The organism is Paenibacillus sp. ATY16, from assembly GCF_003399985.2.
Lineage (GTDB): Bacteria > Bacillota > Bacilli > Paenibacillales > Paenibacillaceae > Pristimantibacillus > Pristimantibacillus glycanilyticus.
On sequence record NZ_NMOK02000023.1, the window covers coordinates 243,199 to 268,721 of the forward strand.

The window sequence follows — 25,523 nt, forward strand, 5'->3', positions numbered from 1 at the left end:
CTCCCTATTCCCATTCGCCGCGGTAGACTTCGGCTGCAGGTCCAGTCATATAAACATGGTTATCCGCTTCGTTCCATTCAATCGTCAGGTCGCCGCCTTTGAGCGTTACGACCGCCGTACGGTCCGTTAAGCCGTTCAACACGGAGGAAACGACCGTTGCGCATGCGCCGGTGCCGCAGGCCAGCGTTGGTCCAGCGCCGCGCTCCCAGACGCGCATTTCCGCGTGTTCGCGGGAAGTTACTGTAACGAACTCCACATTGATCTTGCGCGGGAACATCGGATGCGTCTCGAGCTTGGGTCCCCAAGTCGCAAGATCAAAGTTGGCGGCATCGTCCACGTAGATCACGCAATGCGGATTGCCCATCGATACGGCCGTGAACCGGAATTCGCGGCCGTCCACTTCAATCGGATGCTCGATTACGCGTTCTTCGTCAACCGTAGTAGGCACCTGCAGGCCGTTTAGAATCGGCTCTCCCATATCGACGCGAACCTGCTGCACTTTGCCGTCCGCTACTTCCAGCTGAACCGTCTGCGCGCCGGCGCCAAGCGTTTCGATCGTCAATTCCTCTTTATCCGTAAGGCCGTTATCGTAAATGTATTTCGCCGCGCAGCGAATCGCGTTGCCGCATTGCTCGGCCTCCGAGCCGTCGGAGTTGATGATGCGCATGCGGAAATCCGCCACTTCCGAAGGAAGGATGTACACCAGCCCATCAGCGCCGATACCGAAAAACCGGTTGCAGCGGTCTATAGCCAGCTCCGCTACATTGCCCGGCAGCTGCCGCTCGCCGGCGATAACAATAAAATCATTCCCTAAACCATGCATTTTTGTAAACTTCATCATGGTGTTCCCCCTTTACTGCAGCCAATGGATAAAATAAGCTATCATTTTTCCTTAGCATACCGCAAAGCAAAGGGAAACGCTATTCATAATTCCGATCATCATTTGTACTTCGTTACACATTTTTGAATGCCATTTTTGCCGGCTTGCTTTTAGGCTTGCTTGTTCCAAGCACGCTGCCGATACCCATCAGGAAGGTAGGAATGCCGGCGGCTACGAATACCAGGCACCATTCGCGGAAGTTGAGCGGGACCGTCTTGAAAATAGGCTGAAGCATCGGAATGTAGAGCACCCCGATCATCAGGACCAAGGACGATAGAACGGCAAGCACCAGGTAACGGTTCTGGAACAAGTTGCGATGGAAGATGGAACGCGAGCTGCGGCAGTCAAAGACGTGAATGAGCTGAGCTAATACCAACGTGGCAAAAGCGACCGTCTGCGCCTTGGTAAGCTGCTCTGCGGCCGTACCCGGAGCAAGCTTAAGCGTAATCCAGAAGGCGCCTAGCGTACATACCCCGATCAATACGCCGCGGCTGATGATTTTCCAGCCAAGCCGTCTCGCAAATACGCTTTCCTTGGCCGAGCGCGGCTTCTGCTGCATGAGATCCTTCTCCGCCTGGTCAACCCCAAGCGCCATCGCCGGCAGACCGTCCGTCACAAGGTTCACCCACAAAATCTGAATCGGCACGAGCGGAAGCGGAAGACCCGCCATCATCGCCAGGAACATCGTCAGAATCTCGCCGACGTTGGACGCCAGCAGGTAACGGATGAATTTGCGGATATTCTCATAGATGCTCCGGCCTTCTTCGATGGCCGACACGATCGTCGCAAAGTTGTCGTCGCTTAATACAAGCGCGGAAGCTTCCTTCGACACATCCGTACCGGTAATGCCCATGGCAATGCCGATATCGGCTGCTTTGATAGCCGGGGCGTCATTTACGCCGTCGCCGGTCATGGCAACCACATGCCCTTTTCTCTGCAGGGATTTGACGATCCGGAGCTTATGCTCCGGCGATACGCGGGCGTAGACATAGATATTGTCGACATGCTTGTCGAGCTGATCATCCGTCATATTTTCCAGCTGGCTGCCGCTCAGCGCTACGCCGCCGCGCGGCATGATGCCAAGCTGGTGAGCGATCGCTTCCGCGGTCAACTGATGATCGCCCGTAATCATTACCGTCTTGATGCCCGCTCTGCGGCAGGTCGCGATCGCATCGCGCACCTCGCGGCGCGGCGGGTCGATCATGCCGGTCAGGCCGACAAATACAAGCTGGCATTCCACATCGCTTTCCGTCTCCGTCGCTTCGCCGCTGCGGATATCCCGGTAAGCAAGGCCAAGCACGCGCAGCGCGTTTTGCGCCATTTCTTCCGCGGCATCCGCGCATTTTTTCTTGAGCGTGGCGGTAAACGGCACTACCTTGCCGTCCCATAACACGTAGCTGCAATGGTCCATTAGCATGTCGGAAGCGCCTTTCGTATACACAACCTTGCCACCCTGATGCGAGACGAGAACGCTCATCCGCTTCCGTTCGGAATCAAACGGAAATTCCTTTTCCCTCTTATATAAGCCTTCCAGCGATTTGGCGGACATCCCCAGCTTGGCAGCGAGAACGGTAAGGGCTCCTTCCGTCGGATCGCCCTTCAGCACCCATTCCTCTTGCGGCTCCTTGCTTTTCCTTTTCTTCGAATCCTGCTGTTCCGCCTGCGTAACGGTCGCGTTATTGCAAAGCGCCGAAATCTGCAGGAGACGCTTGAGGGCAATATCATGCTTCGCATCCACCATGGAGCCATCCTCGAAAGCAGCTCCAACCGGCTCATAACCTTCGCCCGTCACCTGAAGATGCCGTCCGCCCAGCCAAACGTTCGTAACGGTCATTTTATTTTGCGTAAGCGTGCCGGTCTTGTCGGAGCATATAACCGAAGCGCAGCCTAACGTTTCCACGGAAGGCAGCTTTCGGACAATCGCCTTCCGTTTGATCATCCGCTGTACGCCAAGCGCAAGCGCAATCGTAACGATGGCCGGGAGTCCTTCCGGAATAGCCGCTACCGCAAGGCTGACGCCGGCCAGGAACATGCCGTAGGCAGGCTGTCCATGCAGAATGCCGGCAACAACGACCATAATCGTAAGCCCGATCGCAACGGCGATTAATATTTTGCCTAGCTGCTCCAGTCTGTGCTGAAGCGGCGTTTCCATCGATTCGGTCTGTTGAATGAGTCCCGCGATTTTACCCATTTCCGTTTCCATGCCCGTCCGGACAACAACCCCTTTGGCTGTTCCGCGCGTAAGCATGGTCCCCATAAAGCCCAAATTCCGTTGGTCACCCAGCGGCAGGTCCTCTTCATGAATAGCGGCGGCATGCTTGCCGACCGGCACCGATTCGCCCGTCAGGGCAGATTCCTCGGCATAGCAGCTGTTCGCTTCAATCAGCCGGATATCGGCCGGAATGCGGTCGCCGCTTTCGAGCAGAATAACATCCCCGTTAACCAGCTCTTTGGCTGCAATCATCAACTGTTGTCCGCCCCGAATCACTTTTGCCGTAGGCGCGGACAATTCCTTGAGGGCACTAAGCGACTTCTCCGCACGGAATTCCTGAATGAAGCCGAGTACCGCGTTAATCGCGATAATGGCCACAATCGTCACGGCATCCAGATATTCGCCCAAGAGCCCCGATATGAGAGTAGCGCCCATTAGCACAAGCACCATGAAATCTTTGAATTGATTCAGGAAAAGCACAACCGGGGAAATACGCTCGCCCTCCGCCAGCTCGTTTCGCCCGTTCTTCGACAGCCTGTCTTCTGCTTCCGATGCAGACAGCCCTTGCGCAAGCGAGCTGCCCAGCTTATTCGCCAGTTCGCCCGCTTCCATTTGGTGCCATTTCAATTGTTCCATTGTACGACTCCCTCCCGTATATGCCGAGCGCTCTCGGACAGCCTCTCAAGCCTAAATGTATTCGGACAAACTGCAAAATATCCCACTTAAAGACTTAAGTTTTTGGTTTAACTATGGCATGATAGAGAAAGACATTGATAAAGGAGACTTAAACCCTCATGGCCTTAGACGGCATTGTTATTCACGCAGTAGTTGAAGAGCTTCAGCGCTGCATAGGCGCCCGCATTCATAAAATTCACCAGCCGACGGACAATGATCTCGTATTCAGCATCCGCGGCGCAGGTGCGCAGGGCAAGCTGCTCTTGTCCGCCAATCCGACGTATCCGCGCGTTCACTGGACGAATGCTTCGCACATTAACCCGCTGGAAGCACCGATGTTCTGCATGCTGATGCGCAAATATTGCGAAGGCGCAACGATTGAAGCAGTCAAACAAATCGGACGCGAACGGATTATCCATATCGACGTTCGGCACCGCGATGAGCTTGGCGATGTTTCGCTCAAGACAATCGTTATCGAAATAATGGGACGGCACAGCAACATTATTTTGCTGGATCCCGCAACCGGGACGATTCATGACGGCATCCATCACGTGACGCCTGCCATCAGTACATTCCGGATTGTTATGCCCGGCAGCAAATATACCGCCCCGCCCGATCAAGGAAAGACCGACCCCCTTGCGATTGCAAGCGAACAGGATTTTCTGGCCGCGCTCGGGCAGCATGCGGATGACGGCAATGAAAGCCTGCCGCCCCAGCGGCAGCTTGTTCAGGCGTTTAGCGGACTAAGCCCTCTGCTCGCCAAAGAGATCGTATTCCGCGCGGAGAACGGAAGCAGCAGTCTATGGAACAGCTTCCAGGCGCTTATGAGCGATGTCCAGGCGCATGTCTACGCGCCAACCATAGCGGTGGATGCCAATGGCAAATCTTACTTTTCCATAACTCCGCTGACCCATGTGCAGGGCTCTTCCGAGCTTTTTGCTTCAATCAGCGAATGCCTCGAAGCCTTCTATGGCGATAAAGCGGAACGGGATACGGTCAAGCAGCGGGCTTTGGACCTCATCCGGTTCGTCCAGAACGAGAAGGTCAAGAACGAGAAGAAGATAGAAAAGCTGAAGGAAACGGTCGAGGAAGCACAGGATGCCGATAAATACCGCGTGCTAGGCGAGCTGCTCACTGCCTACATGCATCAGATCAACCGCGGAGACACATCCGTCGAGCTCATCAACTTCTATGACGAAGAGCAGGCAACGGTCACGATTGAGCTGGATCCGCAGCTTACGCCTTCGGACAACGCGCAGCGGTATTTCCGCAAATATACGAAGCAGAAGAACAGCATTGCCGTCGTTGAAGAGCAAATGGCGCTCGCCCAAGGCGAAATATCCTATATGGAAACGCTGCTGCAGCAATTGGATAATGCTTCGCTCGCCGATATCGAAGAGATCAGGGATGAGCTCGTCGAACAAGGTTATCTTCGCAGCAGAGTGAAGCGCGGACCGAAACGGAAAAAGCCGGCGCGTCCGACCTTGATTTGCTATACTTCCTCCGAAGGCGTAAGCATCTATGTCGGCAAGAACAATACGCAGAACGAATACTTAACGAATCGGCTCGCTTCCCCTTCGGATGTATGGCTGCATACGAAGGATATTCCGGGGTCCCATGTGGTCATCCGCGGAGGCGACTTTGGGGATGCCACCCTGGAGGAAGCAGCTATGCTATCCGGGTATTACAGTCAAGCGAGGGAATCCAGCCTGATCCCCGTGGATTATACGTTTATCCGCCATGTCCGCAAGCCAAGCGGCTCGAAACCGGGTTTTGTCATCTATGACCATCAGAAGACCCTGTTTATTACTCCCGATGAGCAGCGGATCAAAGCCATGCCATCGCGCAGCGTGAATTAAGCAAAAAGCGGTCCGTCCTCCATCCGAGGCGGGCTGCTTTTTCGTTTTTTGCTCGATCTATCCTAAATTAGAAAACTTTAACGAGCCTTAAACCCTTCGCTAACCTTCTCTGGAATAATGGCCCAATCCGCTGAATCGGGAAACCTTAAATTACCTAATCACACTTAAATATATAAATACAGATGAATTATGAATGTTTATTAGTGTCTTTCTTTCTATTGTTGCAATTATTATCATACATATTAGAAATTTTTGTATTAAAGGTGAAATAAGGGTTTATAAAAGAATATTTATTTTAGTCCTTTTCAATGGAATTGGTAACTTTTATTAGCTGACTACCCCCTCAAAAAGTCATTAGTATAAAAAGTGCCAAACAAAACTTGTGCTGGCAGACTACACGCTTTCTTGCACAAAAAAACCATTAGGAGGATACATACATGACTAAAAAAACGATTTTCAAAAAAGGGATTATCACTTTGGCGGGCGTTATCGCTTTAACCGGTGCCGTACAAGCCCCCGCGCTTGGAGTAACCACTCCTAAAGCGGCAGCAGCAACCTCTACCCAAAGCACGCAGCTTAGCAAACTAATTACGAAAGGCAAAACCCAGCTTGGCGTGAAATGGCGCAGCGGCGTGCAGAAACCCGGTTACGGTTTTGACTGCTCCAACTTTACTTCCTGGGTATACAGCAGCACGCTCGGAATCAAGTTTTCCAGCTCTTCTCGCTCGCAGCGTTACAGCAACAGCATCGGCAAGCAAGTTATCATTGATTCCAAAAATAAATACAAGAACCTGAAGGTCGGAGACCTGCTGTTCTTTAAAAACTCGGCTGACCGTGGCGACGGATCTTTAAACCGCTCTACAAGCGGCGGCGGCGGCCATGTCGGCATTTATGCGGGAGTGGTTAACGGCAAGCATTACATTCTTCAAGCCGGCGGCGGACGCGCCAAAGTCACTTACGAGCCAATGGAAGGCACATGGTTTGCGTCTTCGCTCGTCTATGCTAAGAGAATCGTTAACTAACGGCAAAAATATAAAAAATAGCGGTGCAGGGATCTCTCCCTTGCACCGCTATTTTTCTTGAAAAGCTATCTATTCTTGCGAAGCTGTTCCAGCACCGCGGCGTCAACGGTTCTGCTGCCGATCTCGCCATGGAACACCTCGCCCTGACGCTCCCCGTGGAAATCCGAGCCGCCGGTTATAATAAGCCCGTGTTTCTTTGCCAGCTCCGCGTAACGCCGTTCTTCCTCCGGTCCATGGTCGGAATGGTACACTTCGATTCCTTGAACGCCCTTCCCGATCAGTTGCTCGACCAGATCATCCCTGCCATACAAGCCAGGATGCGCGATTACGCTTGTCCCTCCCGCTTCGCGTATCCATTCGATTGCTTCAAACGGATGAATACGCGGAGGATTCACGTATGCGGCGCCGTCTTCCCCAAGATACCGGTCAAATGCCTCCGCCATCGTGGCAACCGCACCTTTTCGGATCAAAAGCTCCGCAATATGCGGACGGCCAATCGTTTTCCCTTTGCCTTTATCGCTTCCGGCCAACGCCTGCTCGGCAGCAATTTGCTCGACTTCTCTCATCGTAACCGGAATCCCGAGCTGGACTAACCTCTCTATAATCATCTCGTTCCGCGTGCCGCGCGTTGCCCGAAGCCCGGCAAGCCGCTCCTGCCAGAGAGCATTATGCCAGTCCGGATAATAAGCGAGCATATGAATATCGCGACCGTCGGCAACCGTGCTCAGCTCGACGCCGGGAACGACGGTAATCCCGAGCTTCCGCCCTTCCTCGAGCGCTTCCTCAACTCCTGCCATCGTATCGTGATCGGTGACCGCAACAGCCGCCAGCCCCGCCGCCTTCGCGCGGGCAACAACGGCCGCAGGGGCCATTGTCCCGTCCGAGGCGGTCGTGTGATTGTGCAAGTCCGCTTTTCCTACAACCATTGCTGCAAATCCTTCTCTCTTAAAAAAGTGAGGAACGTAACTGCCGATATCGGCAGAAGAGTCGACTTCAAATATATCGAGTAGAACTGCCGTTTGAACCGGGTGTCCTCAATCGGAACCACATGCAAAAGCCCAAGCGCCACCTCGTGCTTTACCGAAGATTCAGAGACAAAAGAGACGCCGAGACCGGCTTCTACCGCCGACTTCACTGCTCCCGTACTTCCCAGTTCCATCACAATCTTCAGATCGGCCGGATCGATTTTTTTCCGTTTAAGCTGGTCCTCCATGACTAACCGTGTACCGGAGCCTTGCTCACGCACCACAAACGGATAATCGGCCACTTCGTCAAGCAGAACCGTCTGCCGCTTAGACAGCGGATGATCTTTCGGAACGATCAGCTTGAGCTCGTCGCTCATGACGGCCTCCATCTGCATATCCGGGTGATTGACCGGGGCTTCGATCAATCCAAAGGTCAATTGATGATGGATAATCTCTTCAATGATTTGAGCGGTATTCATTACCTTCATGCTGATCGATATTTCCGGGAACGTCTGCCCGAACGGACCAAGCAGGCGCGGCAAAATGTATTCTCCAATCGTCAGGCTGGCGCCAAGCTGAAGCCGTCCCTTGAGCTGCTTGGTAAACGCCGACATCGCTTGATCCGTATCGCGGATCAGCTCGATGCTTCTCCGGGCGTAAGGCATCAGCGCTTTTCCCGCTTCCGTCAAGTCGATTCGCTTGGTAGACCGCTGCAGCAGCTTTGTCCCGAAATAGTCCTCCAGCGACTGCACCTGCATCGTCACGGCCGGCTGAGTCATATGCAGCGACTGGGCGGCAGCAGAGAAGCTGCCCCGTTCCGCTACCGTATAAAAAATGTGCAATTGATGAAAATTAAGCGCCATCTGTCCGACCATCCTCTCTTCTTAGCGGTTATTATACTACAAATGCGCGCAAAAAAGCGCAGCACCCTTCGTTTGGATGCTGCGCCCGGCGTTTCTTCGATTATTTCCTTTTTCGGCTGTTTTTCACCAAGGTCATTCTTCTGGAGTGACGAAGCCATGAATAGTATGATTTCAAATCCCGCAATTCGATCGTCTCCGACATGCGTCCCAAAAAGGTGACTACAATCATCTTGTGAAGCGGGTTGCCAAGCAGATCAATGTCCGTTTCCGATGGGGCAAATTCAGCAACAAACACCAGATCGTCGTCAATCAGGTAAACATCCTCTTCATTCCGGTAATAAGGCTCAACCCGTCCTTGCTTCAGGCATTCCCATAAGAATTCGGCAATATCCTCGTAGCCCGTCTTCTCACTTTCAACCCGATCCACCCACCGGCTCCTGGCATGGTTAGTAATAACGATGTCCGCCACTTTCTTATCGCCCAATTCGATATAAAAAGTCTCATAAGTGCTCCATCTTCTAGTCGTTTTGTCCTTCATCGTTCACCACACCTCCGTCTTAGGAACCAGGTCTTTTTTACCACTTTTATGTATAAGGATATTTTAACCATGATTGTCCGAGATTTCAACAATAAAATAAACTCAGCCCATAAATGTAATTATTTGTAAAACTTAATAAAAGAAAGAAGATCGCCGTACATTGGTCTCTCTGTGTACCAGCGATCTTCCCGCAATTTTATTTAATTATTATTTACTTCCATGCTTGAATTCCATAAATGTTCATAGCTTATGAAATTCTAGTTCTACATGCTGTAGAATCTGGTCTTATCCTCGGCATCTTTTGTATATTCTGTCTTTAATTCGTTGCGGTAAGATCGTTCAACCTTGCGCACGAACGGCAGACGGCTTATTGTTTTTGCCGCTTCCTCCGCGCGCTCTGCGTTCATATAGATCACGACATAATGCATCTTGCGCGACATATAATGAACGGTTCCGTACTTTTCAAGCGTTCTGGCCGCTTTCAGATCGCTCACCCATATGATATAACCTGTCCGTTCCGGTAACAACATCCATTCCCTCCGTCGAGTCGAATCAAGCAAAGGCTTATCCGCAGCCGCCGCTTCCGCAGCTGCAGGATCCGCCGCCACCGCAGCCGCCCGTTTTCCCTTCATTGCTCGGCACCTTAATCGTATCGGATACCGATTCGGCGATCATGCGGGATACGTCATACAGCATCGTATCTACGAGCTGCTCAGCCGTCTTGAACCGTTTCACCGCTTCAATCTGGTCCAGCTCCCGCTCGATTTGCTTCACTTTATCCTTGGCTGCATGATAATCCGGATGGAATCTGCCGAACCGCTCGCATTCCGAGAACAGCTCTTTCGCTTTGGCGAATTGCTTGGTCAGCACCTTCACCTGCTCATCCTTCTGTACAGCTTCTTTCCAATATAGATAATCGGCTACCTCGGCCGATTGGTTAATAAAGTCGCCCAGCTCGTAAGCGCACATCAACAGCGACGCCATATCCAGCGAAGAAACGCCGCTTGCACCATCGTAGGGCAGAACTGTGGTTGTTGGCATTTGTTCACCCTCTTTTCTTTTACACTTGCTTGAAATCTATCATATCATAATCATTCAATGAATAGATACAATTTTACACAAATCCACTCACTCCCGGCGCAACCAGCTTCATCCCTTCCCACATTTCCGGAGACAAGCATACTTCGCGGTGCGTCTCGGCTTCGCGCAGCAAGCCGGTGACGGTCCAATTGCTTCCGCTTCTCTCCAGTCTGGCTGGCACAAAAGCCACAACGCTTTCGTTCATCCTTAATTGGACCGGAGCCTGCCAGCTCAAAGCCCTCTCCAGAATTTCCAGGCGCGTGGAGTGATGATAAGATCTCAACTGCTGCATCCAGTTTATAGGTACCCGTTCAAGCTCGGGAAGAAACCGTTCTATTCTGAAATCCTCATGATTCATAAGCTCGCATCCCGCAAATGCCCGTCCGGAAGAACGGAGCTCAAACCCGCTTTCTTCCGATCGGGGTTCAAGCGGCAATTCGGGATACGCGTCTGACGGCTGCTTAACAACCGCTGCCGTTTGTTTTCCCCAATCCGCCAAGCTGGCTTCGAGCAATGGCGGGATAGGGACTCCGCCTGATGCCGATTGCAAAAAGTTTATAACCGAAGCAAAACTCCGTCCGTGAGTCATTGCCCGTTCTATTGAGCTTCGAGTTAATTGCCATACGGACAGCAGTTCGTCGCTCTTCCTGTCCGCCACAAGCTCCAGCTCCCACCGGACCCTGTAAGAACAGCCCGGAGGAACAAGCAAATCGCCGTTAGGTTCTATCATAATGGGCTCATACTTTGCCTGCGGACGCTGCCCGTAATCGAGGGAGGACGGCATCATCGTCCACCGGAGCATTCTCTGGTCTCCGGCACGCGCGAATTCCATCCATCCGAAGCCGCGCAGCAGATTCAAACAGGCACTTCGGCTCTCTTCCCACTCCATGCCTTTCATATCAAGCAGCGGGAGCTGGGCTGCAATAGCCGCTTCAGAATACCAGGCCCCCGGTTCAAGCCGGGTCAACAACGCCATGATATGCCACATCGCAGGCTTTTTCTTCAGAAGCTCATCCAGGCACCAGTGAAATAATAAAGCCTCCCGCTTAAGCTCCTCCTCCGAGAACCAAGCAGCTAGCGTGTCTTCCTGCCACTTTAGCTGCTTTTCTTCAGCTGCCAACAGGCCTAATTGCCCGGTAAGCTTCAGCACAAAATTTACGGCAGGATTATAAGGATCCGTATCCTCCTGCTGCCAGCCGGCCTGAAGAAGATCCTCATCCGTAATGGAAACGGCCAGCGTAAGTCTCGCTGTTGTTTTCTTCGGCAAAATTCCCTTTGACGTCAAACCTAAACCGCTTCGGGCCAGCTCCGCCCAAACCGCCAGAAGCTGTCTCCCCAGCGGCTTAAGGGCTATTTCCTCCTGCCGCTGCTCCCAGATTTCGCTTGATCTATTCGCTGCGAGCAGTGGAGCAAGCGGAAACAAATAGGGATGCCACTGCATAAAACAGTCGCTTGGCATTGCATACAGCCGCTCCCCCCAGCCTTGACGGAGCGCGAAAATAATTCCCGCATTTTGCAGCTGGATCATTCCGTAACGGAACTCCGCACCCGAGAACCGCTGCCGCAACGAAAAAAGCCGCTCCTCCGAAACGGGACCGGCGCCAAAGCAATTATAAAATGCCCTCAGGACGGTGGCGGTTGCTTCGTCCATCCGGTCCACCGCTTCCTCGATGGAAAGCCGGTCGATTACGGCTTCCTCCCAATGCAACCCGCGCTCCGATGCACCAATCCATAAGGGAGACATCATGAATTGCTGCTTCACGCGGCTTGTCAGTTTCTCCGACCACTGTTGTACAAACATGAAGAATAACCTCCCTACTGGCGTTTTTCAAGCTCGTATTGGTAGCCTTGCTCAAGCAGGAACATCTGACGCCTTGCGGCGTATTCCGTTTCGCTGGTGTCATCGGTCACAATGGTATAGAACCAGGCTTCATTCCGGCCTTCCTTCGGACGCAAAATACGGCCGATCCGCTGCGCCTCCTCCTGCCTTGAGCCGTAGCTCCCCGAAATTTGAATGGCGACGGCCGCATCGGGAAGGTCAACCGCAAAATTCGCAACCTTGGATACCGCTAGAACGGGCACATCTCCCGACTTAAACTGTTCGTACAGCCTGTGGCGTTCATTTTGCGGCAATTCTCCCGTAATGACCGGCACCTCTAACGAATCCGCAATAGAATGAAGCTGATCGAGATACTGCCCGATGATGAGAGTTGGCGTTCCCTCGTGACGCTCCAGGAGCTGACGGACAACCGGTACCTTGCCGGGATTCTCCGCTGCGAGACGCAGCCGCGAGCGCTTCTCGGCCGAATGGTACAGCTCGGATATGCCTTGATCCATCGGCACGCGGATTTCCGTGCATTTAACCGATGCGATATGCCCCTCCGCTTCGACCGTTTTCCATTGCAGCTCGAACTGCTTTGGCCCAATCAGAGAAAATACATCCTCTTCGCAGCCGTCTTCCCGGACCAACGTTGCCGTCAATCCTAGCCTTCTTGTCGCCTGGATATCGGCCGTCATGCGAAATACCGGGGCAGGCAATAAATGCACCTCGTCGTATATAATGAGGCCCCAGTCGCGCTCGGAGAACAGCTTCATGTGACGGAACGAATCTCTCTTCGACTTCCGGTGGGTCAGAATTTGATACGTTGCAATCGTTACGGGACGGACCTCCTTCGAGGCGCCCGTATATTCTCCGACTTCCGCCGGTTGAAGGGTTGTCTTGTCCAGCAGCTCTTCCTTCCATTGCTGTACGCTGGTTGCGTTGGAAGTAAGAATAAGCGTAGCGCTGTTCAACCTTGCCAATGCCGCGATCCCGACGATCGTTTTGCCCGCTCCGCACGGCAGAACGATAACGCCGCTTCCCCCTTGAATCGTCCCTTCTTTATAAAAAAGATCAACCGCCTGCCGCTGATAGTCCCTAAGCTCGAAGGATCTGCCCCTCAGCGTTAACGGTCTAAGCGATACGGATAAAGCTTCACCCGTATGGTAGCCGGCCAAATCGATTACGGGGAACCCAAGCCGGATTAATTCCTGTTTAAGCTGGCCCCTGTACTCCGGATTTACTTCCCAGGAACCGCCGGTCCCGCGTTCCATCAAGCATTCCAGAATGATCGGATGCCCCGCGATCTCATCCAGCAAAGAATCGTCCCCGTATAACACGAGACAGTGCCCGCTTAATTCCAGCCGAAGCTTGCCGTACCGCTCCATTAGTGTGCGGATATTCGTCTCCAATACTCCGGGTAGGCCGTATCTGGCATATTTTCTTAGCGATTCGATAACCGTTGCCGCTTCCATGCCGGTAGAAGCCGCATTCCACAAGGATAAAGAGGACATTTTATACGTATGCCAATTTCCCGGACGTTTAACGAGCTCCGCGAACAAGATCAGCATCCTGCGCGCTTCCTCCGATAAAGGATGCTCGTAATCGAGCAGCACCGTCATATCCGACTGAATAATTAACGGTCCATCCTGACGTTCCAACATAAGATCTCCCCCATTGTTCATAGCGGTAAGCATTCACCTCACAGTATGCAAAATTATCCAGAATTTTATACGAAAAACGGGATTCCTCAAAGGCGTTCGCCCCGGAAGAATCCCGTTATTTCATCTAATGCACATGCTCCGATATTTCGTTAAGGGCCGCGCCTGCCTCGTGAATGAAGGCATCCCGGACAGCCAGATCGCCAATTGCGACAACTCCAACCAATTCACCGTTTTCTACGACGGGAAGACGGCGTATTTTATGCTTGGCCATCAGATCTGCCGCTTCATCCATGGTTGTGTCCGGCGCAATGGTCAGCAAATCGGTTGTCATTACTTTCTCGACGGCTGTGGAGCCGGAATGCTTATCCGCATAACCGCGTACGACAAGATCCCGGTCCGTTACGGCGCCAATCAGCTTTGAGCCTTCTACTATAGGTATAAATCCGATATCATGCTTCTTCATTAAGACGGCAAGCTCATATACGTTATCCTGTAATGTTGCTGTAATACACGGCGACGACATAACCTCTTTGATCGTTTTATGCAAGGCGGACAAACCTCCTGTTCGGAATATCTTCCTTTAGGGTATCCAGCCAAAAGCGTTGTCATTCCGCCGCAAAATCTTCCGCCATTTGAATAAGCAGCTGGGCGGAATGCACCATGGCACGCTCATCGATATCAAAACGCGGATGGTGATGGGCGTATACGACTCCCGTCTCCTCGTTCCCCGCCCCGACAAACATAAAGCATCCCGGTACCTTCTCCAGATAATACGAGAAATCCTCCGCGACCATCATCGCTTCCGAACGAAGGGTATTCTCGGCGCCAAACAGTTCGCCTGACACCCGGAAGAAACGTCCCGCTTCCTCCTCGTCGTTGACGACGGGCGGATACCCGATACGCATATGATAGTCGTATTTCGCTCCGTACATGCTGCAGGTATGGTTAATCAATTGCTCAAGCCTTTCATGCGTAAGCTTTCGGGATTCCTCGTCGAATGTGCGGACCGTCCCTTTCATCGCGCAGCGCTCGGCAATGACGTTATTGGTTGTTCCGGCCTGGAAGGAGCCGATTGTGACGACCGCAGGCTTCAAAGGATCAACGTTGCGGCCAACTATGGATTGAACCGCCTGCACGAGAGCCGAACCGATTACGATGGTATCGATCGTCTTGTGAGGCATGCCGCCATGTCCGCCTAGGCCTACAATCTCTAAAGTGAACTCGTCTGCCGCTGCCATAAAAGGACCCGGCTTGGTTGCGGTCTGTCCATACGGAATCGGCGACCACAAGTGCACCCCGTATATGGCGTCTACGCCGTCCAAGGCCCCGTCTTCAATCATGCGGATCGCGCCGCCCGGCGTCTGCTCCTCGGCAGGCTGGAAAATCAACCGGCGCTCGCCGGCCAGCTCCGCCTTATGCTGCTGGTAGTAATTCGCTACGGCAAGCAATGCCGACGTATGCCCATCATGCCCGCAGGCATGCATCACGCCGGGAACCTTGGACCGGTATTCGCATTCCTTCTCATCCTGAATCGGAAGCGCGTCAATATCGGCGCGCAGCGCGATAACCGGACCGGGCAGCTCCCCTTTTATCGTAACCAGCAGGCCGTGCCCGCCAACGCCTTCGCGCACCTCGCAGCCAAAGGCTTTTAATTGCTCTGCAATCCACCGGGATGTATGTACCTCTTGAAAAGACAGCTCCGGATTCTGATGGAGATGTCTGCGCCACCGGACCATTTCCGGATAAAGACGCTGCAGCTGCTCTTTTATATAGCTACTAGTCTTCATTGGATACACCTCCTAAACGTTTGTTGAATGTAAACGCAATAGCCGTTCACACGCGTTATGAAGCAAAACTTATTTCCATCTATTCTAACAGAACGGCGCGATGCGGCAAAGAGAAAGCATGGCTATAGCGGAGAGTAAGTCTTGCGCTGACTGGGGAAACATACTATCATGGGAAAAGATGTACAAATAAAGTTTTGCGCATTGTGCAAAATGGGCTTTGCCAGCATAAACCTTACATTCCACAAGCAACTATAGGAGGAAATAACGATGATAATTGAAAACTCGGGTCTTAACGGCCTTCAAAGCGATCTGGCTCATCTGGACGAGTCTGCAGAGCAGCTTGGCTTTGTACGTTGGCAGTGGGAATACTATCGCGCTACATACGATCTGAAGCTTGAAGATCAAGCGACAAATTCGGAATACTTCCTGCGCGTCAACACTCGCGCCGTTGAAGGCAAGCTCGAAAATCCTAATGCCGTGCTTGCAATTGAACATGTATATATCGGAAAAGCTACATTCCCTCATGGTCTTGAATACGAATCTCCGGTTCCGCAGCCGATCATGACGATTGCGAATCAACGCCTCGAAAAGCTGAAGCAGCTGCTTGCCTAATCTATGAAGAAGACACAGCAGAATGGCAGTCGTGGCAGACCGGACTTTCTGCTCCTTATTTTAACGCTGCTGCTGGTTGGATTCGGCCTTGTCATGGTGTTCAGCGCAAGCTCGAACATTGCACTTACAAATCCGAAATTCCACAATGATGCGTTATATTTTACTAAGCGGCAGCTCATTTGGGCGGTTCTAGGCATCTTTTCCATGCTTTTCCTGATGAATCTCCCTTACCAGATTTTTAAAAAGGGATTTATCTTCCTATTCATTCCGGTCATAGTCATGCTGATGATTGTACCAACCATTGGCTCGCTGAACGGTGCGAGCAGCTGGTTCCGAATCGGAACTATGGGAATCCAGCCGACGGAAATAGCCAAGCTTGCCATGATCCTCTATATAGGGGCTCTGATTACCAAGAAGGGCGAAAAGTTCCGGGACTTTAAAAAAGGCCTGCTTCCGGTACTAATCATCGTAGGATTTATTTGCTTCCTTATTATGATGCAGCCGGATTTGGGTTCCTGTCTCGTTCTTGCTTCGTGTGCGGGGATTATGATCATTGCAGGAGGCGCCAATCTCAAGCAGGTTGCCGTTTCAGGCGGCGTAATCGGTATCTTCGCCATCCTTTTAGCGGCAATCGGCATGGCTACCAATCCAGATGGTTGGGCTTACCGGGTTGCCCGGTTTACGGCCTATTCCGATCCGCTGGCGGATCAGCAGGGCTCGGGGTTCCAACTGGTATCCTCCTTGCAGGCGCTTGGACACGGCGGCTTTACAGGTGCGGGATTCGGGGAAAGCGTGCAGAAGCTGCATTACTTGGACTACCCTTATAATGACTTTATCTTTTCCGTCATTGCCGAGGAGCTGGGATTTATCGGTGCAAGCCTGTTCCTCTTGTTTTACTTGCTCTTTCTCTGGCGGGCGCTTATCGTTGCTCTTCGCTGCCCCGATCATTACGGAACTATTGTTGGAGTAGGAGTCGTTGGCTTGTTCGGCATTCAGGCCTTCGTTAATGTAGGCGGCGTAACCGGCGCAATTCCGCTGACCGGCGTCACGCTCCCCTTCGTCAGCTACGGGGGTTCCTCCCTGTTAGTCTGTCTGATGTGTATCGGAGTGCTTCTCAGCATCTCGCGGGAGGCCAACAAGCAGGAAAAGCCGGAGCGAGCGAAACGTCATCATCACTAAACTAAAAAAAGGCTGATCCCGTTAAAATAACGGTTCAGCCTTTTTTATGTAAGCTCCGCATACTATTTCAAGCGTTGCTGCGGTTCTTCCGACGTTTCTTCTTCTTTGAAGGCAACGCCTTCTACTTTTACATTAACTTCAACCACATTAAGACCGGTCATATTCTCAACCGATTCTCTTACATTCAGCTGCAGCTGTCTGCAGACTTCCTGAATCGGAATGCCGTAATGAACGATAACGCGAAGATCGATTGCCGCTTCCAGCTGACCTACTTCGACGGATACACCTTTTTGCACGTTTTTACCGCTAAGGCGCTTCGCCAGTCCTTCGGAGATCCCGCCCGACATTCCGGCAATGCCTGGAGTCTCAAGCGCAGCGAGTCCTGCAATCGTTGCCACTACATCGTCTGAAATACGGATAATGCCTGTTTGAAGGTCCTCGTTCATGTTATTCCACTCCTCAATTTGCCATATACCATCATTGTAATGGATGGCTCAATTTGAAGCAAGGAAGGAAGTAGATCTATATTAGGCCCTATAGCATATTTTTTTGGAAAAGTTTACATGGTTGCCTTTTTTCGTTATGATTAATAATGTTTTTTAGACCTACATAATTGAAGAGGTGGATTTGGTGAGACAGAAACTGTTTTTCGGCGGATTAATTGTCATGTTCCTCCTGAGCGCAATCGGGCATTTCGCCCATTGGGACATGACGCTTCAATTTATCATTTCCGCTATCGCCGTCGTGTTTGTGGCGGGCTTTCTCGGCAAAGCGACGGAAAGTGTTGCGCATTACGCCGGACAAAGGCTTGGCGGGTTTCTAAATGCCACGTTTGGTAACGCGGCAGAGCTGATCATTGCGATCTTCCTCGTTAAAGAAGGCTTGTTCGATACCGTTAAAGCGAGTATTACGGGTTCCATCATCGGCAACCTGCTGCTCGTCCTTGGACTTAGTCTCCTTGCCGGCGGTATTAAATTCAAACAGCAATTTTTCAATAATCAATTGGCCGAGCATAACGCAACGCTGATGATTATGGCTGTTATCGGTTTGTTTGTACCGGCTGTCTTTGTTGGCGCCGAGCATTTCACGCTTAATAAGGACCATTTCCTCAGCATCACGGTTGCCTGCATTCTGATCGTTTCTTACCTGCTGTGGCTTGTGTTCTCGATGATTACCCATAAAGACGTTCTCGCGGATAACGTGATGAATGCCGATCATGGCGAGGAGCCGATGTGGTCGAAAGGCGTATCCGTTATTATGCTGGTTGTAGCGACGGTTATGGTCGCTTTCGTCAGCGAATGGCTCGTGCACACACTCGACAGCTTTACCGAGAAATTTGGCCTGTCCCAGCTGTTTGTCGGTGCGTTCGTTATCGCAATCATCGGTAATGCAGCCGAACATAGCGCAGCGGTTATGCTGGCACTTAAGAACAAAATCGGCGCAGCAGTCGAAATCGCCATCGGCAGCAGCTTGCAGATCGCGTTGTTTGTAGCCCCGGTGCTGATTCTGGTTAGTGCGTTTATGGGCAATACTATGGATATTATCTTCACGCCAATCGAATTAACCGCCATCGGCGTTTCCGTCTTTATAGCGAAGTCCGTTTCCCGAGACGGTACGACCAACTGGTATGAAGGGTTCCTGCTGCTTATGGTTTATGTCATATTGGGCGTTGCCTTCTATCTAGTTTAAGAACACAAAAAAAGAGTAGGCTCCAAATGGAGTCTACTCTTTATTATTTAACGCTTCATACAACTGGGCCAAGTTGCGCTCCAATCGGCTTAACATTTCTTTTCCGCTCTGCTCGGCTATCAATCCCGCGCGCACAGCAAAGTCAATCTCCCGCGAGAATCCATACATTTGCGTGTCCAAAACTTCCTCGTACAGCGGACATTGACGGGTCGTCAAGTTCTCCATCTGAACTTCGATAAGTTTTTCTATTTTACTCGCATCTTCCGTTAGGAGACGAAGCGCTTTCTCATGCAATTGAACCGTGACTTCCGGTGAAGACATCGTTTTCCCCCCTGTGCGTGTACCCGCCGTCGTCTATATCTTTTATATTAGACGAAAAAGAGCCAATACACAAGGACAAAACAAAAAAGCGCTTCTTCTTTTCAGAAGAAGAAACGCTTTGTTTGCGACCATTCCGGTCCTATTCGCTAATTACCGTTACATTCAAGTTATGTTTTGCGAAAATTTCTGCCATTTTTGCTTTCGCTTCTTCCGCATCAGGACCATGAACATGAAGTTCGTAAGCGTGGCCGCCTACCAACGTCGTAAACAGTCCAAGAATGCTCTTAACATCGATATATTTGTTGTCGGCTTGCAGAACGATTGAAGAGCGGAATTGGCTAGCCGCTTGAGAAATTTCTACGATAGCTGCATTGTTGGACATGGGGAATCCCTCCAGTTAATTAGTAAAGCTTTCCTTGACATCATGATAACCCGAAATATAACATCCATCAAGAGAAAAGTTCAAAAACGCTTCATTTTCATTTATTTCAAATTTTCGGAATTTAGTCCTTCCAGCTCCGGCAGTACGAAAACGCCGTCTTTTCGGATTAATACATCATCGAAATAAATTTCTCCACCACCGTATTCCGGACGTTGAATCAATACTAAATCCCAATGAATGGAAGAACGGTTACCATTATCGGTCTCCTCATACGCTTGACCCGGCGTAAAGTGAAGGCTTCCCGCAATCTTTTCGTCGAACAAAATATCGTTCATCGGATGCAAAATATACGGATTAAAGCCGATTGCGAATTCACCGATGTAACGCGCGCCTTCGTCGCTGTCCAGAATCTCGTTCAACTTCTTCGTATCATTGCTGGTTGCGTTAACGATCTTGCCATTCTCGAACGTAAACGAGATATTCTGGAACGTTGTTCCGGAATAGACGCTTGGCGAATTGTACGTAATTACGCCGTTAACTGAATCCCGGACAGGCGCGGAGAATACTTCGCCGTCAGGAATATTCCGCTGGCCGGAGCATTTTTTCGCGCCGATATCTTTGATGGAGAACGTTAAGTCCGTACCCGGCGAAACGATCCGTACTTTGTCCGTACGGGACATCAATGCCTGAAGCGGATCCTGCGCGCGGTCCATTTTCGCGTAATCCAGGTTGCATACATCAAAATAGAAATCCTCAAACGCTTCCGTGCTCATGTTAGCCAGCTGCGCCATCGATGGAGTCGGGTAACGGAGAACAACCCACTTCGTCCGCTTAACGCGCTCCTCCATATGTACGGGATGTGTGTATAATTGCTCGTATAGACGCATTTTTTCCTTCGGCACATCAGACAATTCGTTTACGTTCGAGCCCGACCGCACGCCGATATAGCCTTGCATTTGCTCCATGCGCTCAAGGTCATGCTTCGCCCAAAGCTCGATTTGCTCCTTGGTTGCATGCGTCAGCATCGTCCGCAGGACAGAGCGGTCACTCAGCTCCACAAACGGTCTTCCGCCACGTTTTGTTACTTCTTCGATAAGGCATTTGCCCAGCTCCAGCTCAAGGCCAATCAAATCGATCAGTACGTTGTCGCCGGGCTGTACATCAATCGAGTAGCCGGCAAGGTTGGCCGCCAGCTTTTGTAATCTTGCATCACGCATCTTTATTCAAACCTCCATTACTTATGAGCACTGTTTTGTGAAAAACAGCCTTCGAACATATTAGCATGTTGCTTGCTTATTGAACAGTTCCTGTTCCTGTTCCTGTTCCGTTAAAGGGACTAAAGGTAACGCTGGTATCGCGCTTTTCCTGTTTGTCTTGTCCGGAGAGCGAATAATGAAGAACGGAATGCTCCTCCAGCTTAGTCGGAACAAGACTATTTCTGTCGATCAACACCGTATATTGTGCTTTTACCTGCAGGGATTTCAGCATTTTGTCCATCTGCTTTCGGGATTCGTTAAATTCTTTCAGCCAGGCTTGTTTATACGGCCCTTCTTCCAGCGGTTCCTTGGCAGCCAGCGCGTTCATCTCATCCTGAAGCTGCTCTTTCCAGAGCTTGTTGGCATCCTGATCGTTCAGCTCGATATGCAAGGCAACTTGGTTGGCTGTTGTGGCCGCGTCGACAAAGTCTACTTTCTTATGCGCGTTTTTCACTTTGTTCAGAACCTCAATCGGGCTCCACTCCAGATCCTCGCCGTCATCGCCTTGAGCATGCAGCTTGGTATGCTCTTCGATATGTCCTTGAAAGGTCCGGGGCGCGTAAGCCCATCCTTCCGCCGAGTAGATGGTTGTCTGGCCGGAGAAGGCATACTGATCCTTGCCCGCAAGACCGGCAATCGACATGTTTAACCATTCCTCGGGCGGACGGCTGGAGGTTGAGCATCCGGTCAAGGCTAATACAAGCGCTGCAAGCAGCGTGCTAATAAGCGTATGTTTTAGGAGCTTCAATTAACACAACACCTTTCATTCAATCGTTCCATTTAACCTTATCGTCCCCTGAACGGACAGCGCCTTATTCGGATCGTTTCCAAAAAGAAAAGGACACCTCTGGAGGTGTCCTTCATAACAATCAGTTGGCTTGTCCGATATAAATCCGGTTTCTGCCGTTGTTTTTTGCTTCATACAGCGCCATATCCGCTCTGTAGAATAGGGATTCCACGCTGATTTTCTCGTTCTCGAACGTCCATTCGGAGACACCGCAGGATACCGTTACAACCGGCTGAGTTTCTGCTTCCACATGGGTTCGGATCCGTTCCGCAATTCTGTAAGCCTGTTCCGAACGGATACCCGGCAAATAAACGGCCAATTCCTCCCCGCCCCATCTTGCGGCAATGTCGCCCTGCCGGATCGAGCTGCGGATGATGCTGCTGACCTGCACCAGAATCTGATCGCCAACCTGATGTCCGAACGTGTCGTTGATTTGCTTGAAATGGTCGATATCGACGAGGATCAATGCACCGAGCGGATCCTTCCTCTGACGGCTTTGAATCTGCTCATTGAGATAATGGCGGGCGTGCAGGCCCGTCAAATTATCCGTAATCACCATTCTCCGGACTTCGGCATGAAGCGATGCATTCGTAATCGCCAGCCCTATATGAGTCGACATGACCTGCAGAAGCTTGTAATTGTCATAGGAAAAGAAATTCGCGCTTTTATGGGCAACCATTATAACGCCGACAACTTCCGAATCGACAAGAATCGGCGTAGCAATAAGCGAGCGTGCTCCCGTATTGTCCATAAGCTTGGAATTGACGACTCTGGTGTGCCAATAATCCGAAATGATAAGCGGCTCTTTCGTCCGATGCACGATGCCGCAGAACCCGTATTCGGGCGAGAAATGCTCGCTAGACATGGCAGGGATATTGCTCGCCATAACGACAAACTGATTTTTCTCTTTGTTAAGCTGAAGAACGCAGCAATAATCGGCGTCAAAGACGCTTAGAAGCTCTGATGAAGCAAATTTGAAAATTTCCTTCAGCTTCAGCGATTGGTTCAGCCTCTTCGTAAGCTCGTTAATCAATCTTAATTCATTAATAAGAAGGTTCGACTGCTCGTATAGCTTCGCGTTCTCAAACGCTGTGCCGGCCGTATCGGCCAGCAAAACAAAAGCCGGCAGGTCCGCATCATCCCAGCTGCTCGCGTTAACCGTCAAGCATAAAACGCCGTAAGCAGCCTGCTTGCCCGTCATGGGTACCGCAAGACGTTTAGTCCCATCCCGGTCCTGCTCGGTCACAAGCTTGCCTTCCAGAAAAGACTTGGCTACCAGGTCATGCGCCGCATTTTTAAATACAAGGGGTTTGACTCGGGAATCCCCGTTGACATGATCCTGCGATAAATACAATTGCGCAATCGAATTCGGATATAACTGCTCCAAACTGCTTAGCATTTCGGACAATACCGAAGTGACGTCGAATTGGTCATACAACCTTTTGGCCGCCAAAAACAAGGCATCGCGCCTGCTCGCTTCCTTGTCCGTCCGCTTTTGCTGCAATAGCAGATCTTTGATGTAGAGCTGCTCAAACCTGCGGTAAAAGCATGTCCGGAAATGAAGCGCGCTAAGCTGCGCGATGGACTTGGCCTGAGCTCCGTCAAGAAAATCTGTTACATAAACCAAGACGCAAAAAGGACGACGATCCGATCGAGTGAGTACGGGAACGGCCACGGTCTCCAACTTCCGCTCATCTTCTGTCGCAGATTCTGATGATGTCATGGAATCGGCAGCAGCCTGCCGCGCGGCGGCAATTGCCTCCGCCTGACGATATATCTCCATGGTTCCCGCGGAACCAATCACATTGCTGTTCAAATCTAACAATACGAACTGCCCGCCTACCGGCATCGCTTGCTCGTCGGAATCCTTGCGCCAGCAAGCAAAGCTCTCCTCCAGCAACGGCAGCAAGTACGGTTCATCCGCAGCTTGAATATCTTCATTCTCAAACCATATTGTTCGCATATCCTCTTCAATCCGATGAGCTGCCGCGGCAGTTTCATCTAACGCCTGTGGATTATTGTATAAATCCGCCATCGGCAACACCCAGCCCTTCCCTCTATATAAAGGAGACGAGTCTATCAAGCTATTATTTCAATTTATAATATACTTTATTTTTGAGAATTTTGCACTACTCAAAATTCCAGCTTTTAGGTCTTTTGAACCTCGTCCGCTGTCGTTGATGGGAAGTGCTGGCGCCTTGACAAAGGCAAGCAATTTCATATATTATCTATAAATGAATGCATGGGCGTACGGTTTTGTGTCACCCTCAGAAATACGTTCGCTGATATACCAGCGGCTGAACTGTTTATCAGGCTTCGAAGATTTCGAGCATAGAGCGTATTCGGCGAAACACAACCCCATCCTCAAAAATACAATTTTGAAGGAGTTACACAACTCATGTCCCGTTATACAGGTCCTAAATTTAAATTAAGCCGCCGTCTTGGTATTTCCTTGAGCGGTACTGGCAAAGAATTGAAACGTCCATTCCCTCCAGGCCAACACGGTCCTAACCAACGCAAAAAGCTTAGCGGTTATGGCGTTCAATTGCAAGAAAAACAAAAACTGCGTCACATGTACGGCTTGAACGAGAAGCAATTCCGCAACTTGTTCGACAAAGCGGCTAAACTGAAAGGTATCTCCGGTGAAAACTTCATGGTCCTTCTCGAAAGCCGCCTGGACAACCTCGTGTTCCGTCTTGGTTTCGCTAACTCCCGTGCAGGCGCACGTCAGTTGGTATCCCACGGTCACGTAACGGTTAACGGCAAAAAAGTCGACATCGCTTCCTTCACAGTATCGACTGGCGACGTAATCGGTCTGCGCGAGCGCAGCCGTGGTCTGAAATCGATCAAAGAAGCGATCGAAGGCCGTCATCACCTGCCGAACTACCTGGAATTCAACGATACAGCTGTTGAAGGCAAATACGTTCGTCTTCCAGAACGCGCTGAGCTTTCCCAAGAGATCGACGAGAAACAAATCGTCGAGTTCTACAGCCGTTAATCGCTTGACTCGGAAACCCCGGGAGCTTATGCTCTCCGGGGTTTTTACCATTTATTTCATAGGTTAAAGCTATAAAGAAGATAGATATTATATATTTCACTTATATGGTTAAAAGAGGTAAAACTAAGGTATAACCGATCGGAGGCGATGAAACATGATCAATCAAGGCACGCAGGCATGGAATCCCGGGACGTACGATTCGCAGCTCGGGTTTGTATCAAAGCTCGGCAAAGGCATTCTGGATTGGCTGGATCCGCAGCCAGGAGAACATATTCTGGATCTGGGCTGCGGTACAGGCGATCTCGCCGTTGAAATCGCCGGATCGGGCGCGAAGGTAACCGGAATGGATCAGTCGGAAGCCATGATTGCATCCGCAAGAAGCAAATATCCGGATATTACCTTCATCGTTGGGGACGGTGAGCAATTCCGCTTCGAGGCTCCGTTTGATGCCGTTTTCTCGAACGCGGCCCTGCACTGGATGACAAATGCCCGCGGTGTTATCGAATCCGTTCGGGATTCCTTAAAGGGCGGAGGAAGGTTTGTTGCCGAATTTGGCGGCAAGGGCAATGTGGATGTTTTTGTCCAGGCCTTTTACGAAGTGATGCCGCGATACGGCATAGATCCGGCTGAACGGAACCCTTGGTATTTCCCTTCGATTGGCGAATATGCAAGTCTGCTCGAACAAAATGGGTTCGAGGTCACAATTGCCGAGCATTTCGACCGCATTACTCCTTTGCCTGAAGGAGAAAAAGGGGTAATGCATTGGCTGGACGGATTCGGAGATGCTTTCTTCAAAGGCCTCGATAACGCCGATAGAGAGTCTGCCAAGCAAGAGGTATACCAGGCAGCCAAACAGAAGCTGCAGGTCGTCAGTGGGGTTTATCAAGCTGATTACAGACGTATCCGTATATCTGCCGTGAAATTATAGGAAAACC

The 25,523-nt window shown here is 51.0% G+C and carries 24 protein-coding genes; 7 read left to right on the top strand and 17 right to left on the bottom strand.

Translation table 11 applies throughout. The features are described from left to right. Positions 1–4: 4 nt before the first annotated feature. Together dapF and CFI03_RS13985 are read right to left on the bottom strand one after the other, a co-directional pair. Entirely contained in the window at positions 5–838 is an 834-nt protein-coding gene (gene dapF, locus CFI03_RS13980; RefSeq protein ID WP_127493598.1) for a diaminopimelate epimerase, read from the bottom strand. Between the two features lie 115 nt (positions 839–953). Continuing rightward, the gene (locus tag CFI03_RS13985; protein ID WP_248757693.1) at positions 954–3,728 is read right to left on the bottom strand and encodes a calcium-translocating P-type ATPase, SERCA-type; all 2,775 of its coding nucleotides are present in this window, start codon (positions 3,726–3,728) and stop codon (positions 954–956) included. A gap of 158 nt (positions 3,729–3,886) precedes the next feature. Here CFI03_RS13985 and CFI03_RS13990 point away from each other — a divergent pair, with 158 nt between their 5' ends. Both CFI03_RS13990 and CFI03_RS13995 read left to right on the top strand, forming a co-directional pair. Further along, positions 3,887–5,626, top strand: coding sequence for an Rqc2 family fibronectin-binding protein (locus CFI03_RS13990; RefSeq protein ID WP_248757694.1), 1,740 nt, complete (start codon positions 3,887–3,889; stop codon positions 5,624–5,626). A gap of 437 nt (positions 5,627–6,063) precedes the next feature. Then, positions 6,064–6,648: a C40 family peptidase gene (locus CFI03_RS13995; protein ID WP_248757695.1), complete on the top strand. Its 585-nt coding sequence runs from the start codon at positions 6,064–6,066 to the stop codon at positions 6,646–6,648. Between the two features lie 65 nt (positions 6,649–6,713). Here the strand turns inward: CFI03_RS13995 and CFI03_RS14000 are convergent, their stop codons facing one another. The 9 genes from CFI03_RS14000 to CFI03_RS14040 all read right to left on the bottom strand — a co-directional run bounded on the left by CFI03_RS14000 (position 6,714) and on the right by CFI03_RS14040 (position 15,364). Beyond that, on the bottom strand, positions 6,714–7,574 hold the full coding sequence (locus tag CFI03_RS14000; RefSeq protein ID WP_248757696.1) for a PHP domain-containing protein: 861 nt from the start codon (positions 7,572–7,574) through the stop codon (positions 6,714–6,716). Further along, positions 7,565–8,476: a selenium metabolism-associated LysR family transcriptional regulator gene (locus CFI03_RS14005; protein ID WP_127493461.1), complete on the bottom strand. Its 912-nt coding sequence runs from the start codon at positions 8,474–8,476 to the stop codon at positions 7,565–7,567. Before CFI03_RS14005 ends, CFI03_RS14000 begins: the two co-directional genes overlap by 10 nt. Positions 8,477–8,576: 100 nt before the next feature. Beyond that, positions 8,577–9,014 (bottom strand): hypothetical protein, encoded by a 438-nt coding sequence (locus CFI03_RS14010; RefSeq protein ID WP_127493463.1) that lies wholly within the window; start codon positions 9,012–9,014, stop codon positions 8,577–8,579. A 263-nt stretch (positions 9,015–9,277) separates the two neighbouring features. Continuing rightward, positions 9,278–9,541 (bottom strand): YlbG family protein, encoded by a 264-nt coding sequence (locus tag CFI03_RS14015; protein WP_201002296.1) that lies wholly within the window; start codon positions 9,539–9,541, stop codon positions 9,278–9,280. 37 nt (positions 9,542–9,578) lie between these two features. Next, positions 9,579–10,055, bottom strand: a complete 477-nt coding sequence (locus tag CFI03_RS14020) for a YlbF/YmcA family competence regulator (protein WP_248757697.1) — start codon at positions 10,053–10,055, stop codon at positions 9,579–9,581. A 73-nt stretch (positions 10,056–10,128) separates the two neighbouring features. Beyond that, the gene (locus CFI03_RS14025) at positions 10,129–11,895 is read right to left on the bottom strand and encodes a helicase-associated domain-containing protein (protein ID WP_248757698.1); all 1,767 of its coding nucleotides are present in this window, start codon (positions 11,893–11,895) and stop codon (positions 10,129–10,131) included. Positions 11,896–11,909: 14 nt separating this feature from the next. Next, the gene (locus CFI03_RS14030) at positions 11,910–13,577 is read right to left on the bottom strand and encodes a DNA repair helicase XPB (RefSeq protein ID WP_248757699.1); all 1,668 of its coding nucleotides are present in this window, start codon (positions 13,575–13,577) and stop codon (positions 11,910–11,912) included. Positions 13,578–13,701: 124 nt separating this feature from the next. After that, a complete protein-coding gene (locus CFI03_RS14035; protein WP_201001170.1) occupies positions 13,702–14,124 on the bottom strand; it encodes a CBS domain-containing protein in 423 nt (140 codons plus the stop codon). Between the two features lie 58 nt (positions 14,125–14,182). After that, the gene (locus CFI03_RS14040) at positions 14,183–15,364 is read right to left on the bottom strand and encodes a M20 metallopeptidase family protein (protein ID WP_248757700.1); all 1,182 of its coding nucleotides are present in this window, start codon (positions 15,362–15,364) and stop codon (positions 14,183–14,185) included. Positions 15,365–15,631: 267 nt separating this feature from the next. Between CFI03_RS14040 and CFI03_RS14045 the strand changes: the two genes are divergently transcribed. Both CFI03_RS14045 and ftsW read left to right on the top strand, forming a co-directional pair. Next, positions 15,632–15,976 (top strand): YugN family protein, encoded by a 345-nt coding sequence (locus CFI03_RS14045; protein WP_201001172.1) that lies wholly within the window; start codon positions 15,632–15,634, stop codon positions 15,974–15,976. Positions 15,977–15,979: 3 nt separating this feature from the next. Continuing rightward, complete coding sequence (gene ftsW, locus CFI03_RS14050) at positions 15,980–17,155, top strand: putative lipid II flippase FtsW (RefSeq protein ID WP_248757701.1); 1,176 nt, start codon at positions 15,980–15,982, stop codon at positions 17,153–17,155. 62 nt (positions 17,156–17,217) lie between these two features. Here ftsW and CFI03_RS14055 read toward each other — a convergent pair whose 3' ends face one another. Then, positions 17,218–17,601 carry an Asp23/Gls24 family envelope stress response protein gene (locus CFI03_RS14055; RefSeq protein ID WP_015845353.1) on the bottom strand — a complete coding sequence of 128 codons (384 nt, stop codon included), beginning with the start codon at positions 17,599–17,601 and terminating at the stop codon, positions 17,218–17,220. A gap of 184 nt (positions 17,602–17,785) precedes the next feature. Between CFI03_RS14055 and cax the strand changes: the two genes are divergently transcribed. Next, a complete protein-coding gene (gene cax, locus CFI03_RS14060) occupies positions 17,786–18,844 on the top strand; it encodes a calcium/proton exchanger (protein WP_127493478.1) in 1,059 nt (352 codons plus the stop codon). A 33-nt stretch (positions 18,845–18,877) separates the two neighbouring features. On the opposite strand, the gene CFI03_RS14065 is transcribed toward cax, so the two are convergent. The 5 genes from CFI03_RS14065 to CFI03_RS14085 form a co-directional block, all read right to left on the bottom strand. After that, positions 18,878–19,165 (bottom strand): Fpa/YlaN family protein, encoded by a 288-nt coding sequence (locus tag CFI03_RS14065; protein ID WP_127493480.1) that lies wholly within the window; start codon positions 19,163–19,165, stop codon positions 18,878–18,880. 139 nt (positions 19,166–19,304) lie between these two features. Continuing rightward, positions 19,305–19,547: an HPr family phosphocarrier protein gene (locus tag CFI03_RS14070; RefSeq protein ID WP_127493482.1), complete on the bottom strand. Its 243-nt coding sequence runs from the start codon at positions 19,545–19,547 to the stop codon at positions 19,305–19,307. 101 nt (positions 19,548–19,648) lie between these two features. Then, positions 19,649–20,764, bottom strand: coding sequence for an aminopeptidase (locus CFI03_RS14075; protein WP_127493484.1), 1,116 nt, complete (start codon positions 20,762–20,764; stop codon positions 19,649–19,651). 76 nt (positions 20,765–20,840) lie between these two features. Beyond that, entirely contained in the window at positions 20,841–21,551 is a 711-nt protein-coding gene (locus CFI03_RS14080; RefSeq protein ID WP_248757702.1) for a hypothetical protein, read from the bottom strand. Positions 21,552–21,672: 121 nt separating this feature from the next. After that, a complete protein-coding gene (locus CFI03_RS14085) occupies positions 21,673–23,625 on the bottom strand; it encodes a diguanylate cyclase (protein ID WP_248757703.1) in 1,953 nt (650 codons plus the stop codon). Between the two features lie 363 nt (positions 23,626–23,988). Between CFI03_RS14085 and rpsD the strand changes: the two genes are divergently transcribed. Both rpsD and CFI03_RS14095 read left to right on the top strand, forming a co-directional pair. Beyond that, on the top strand, positions 23,989–24,588 hold the full coding sequence (rpsD, locus tag CFI03_RS14090) for a 30S ribosomal protein S4 (RefSeq protein ID WP_127493491.1): 600 nt from the start codon (positions 23,989–23,991) through the stop codon (positions 24,586–24,588). 154 nt (positions 24,589–24,742) lie between these two features. Next, the gene (locus CFI03_RS14095; RefSeq protein ID WP_248757704.1) at positions 24,743–25,516 is read left to right on the top strand and encodes a class I SAM-dependent methyltransferase; all 774 of its coding nucleotides are present in this window, start codon (positions 24,743–24,745) and stop codon (positions 25,514–25,516) included. Positions 25,517–25,523: the final 7 nt, after the last annotated feature.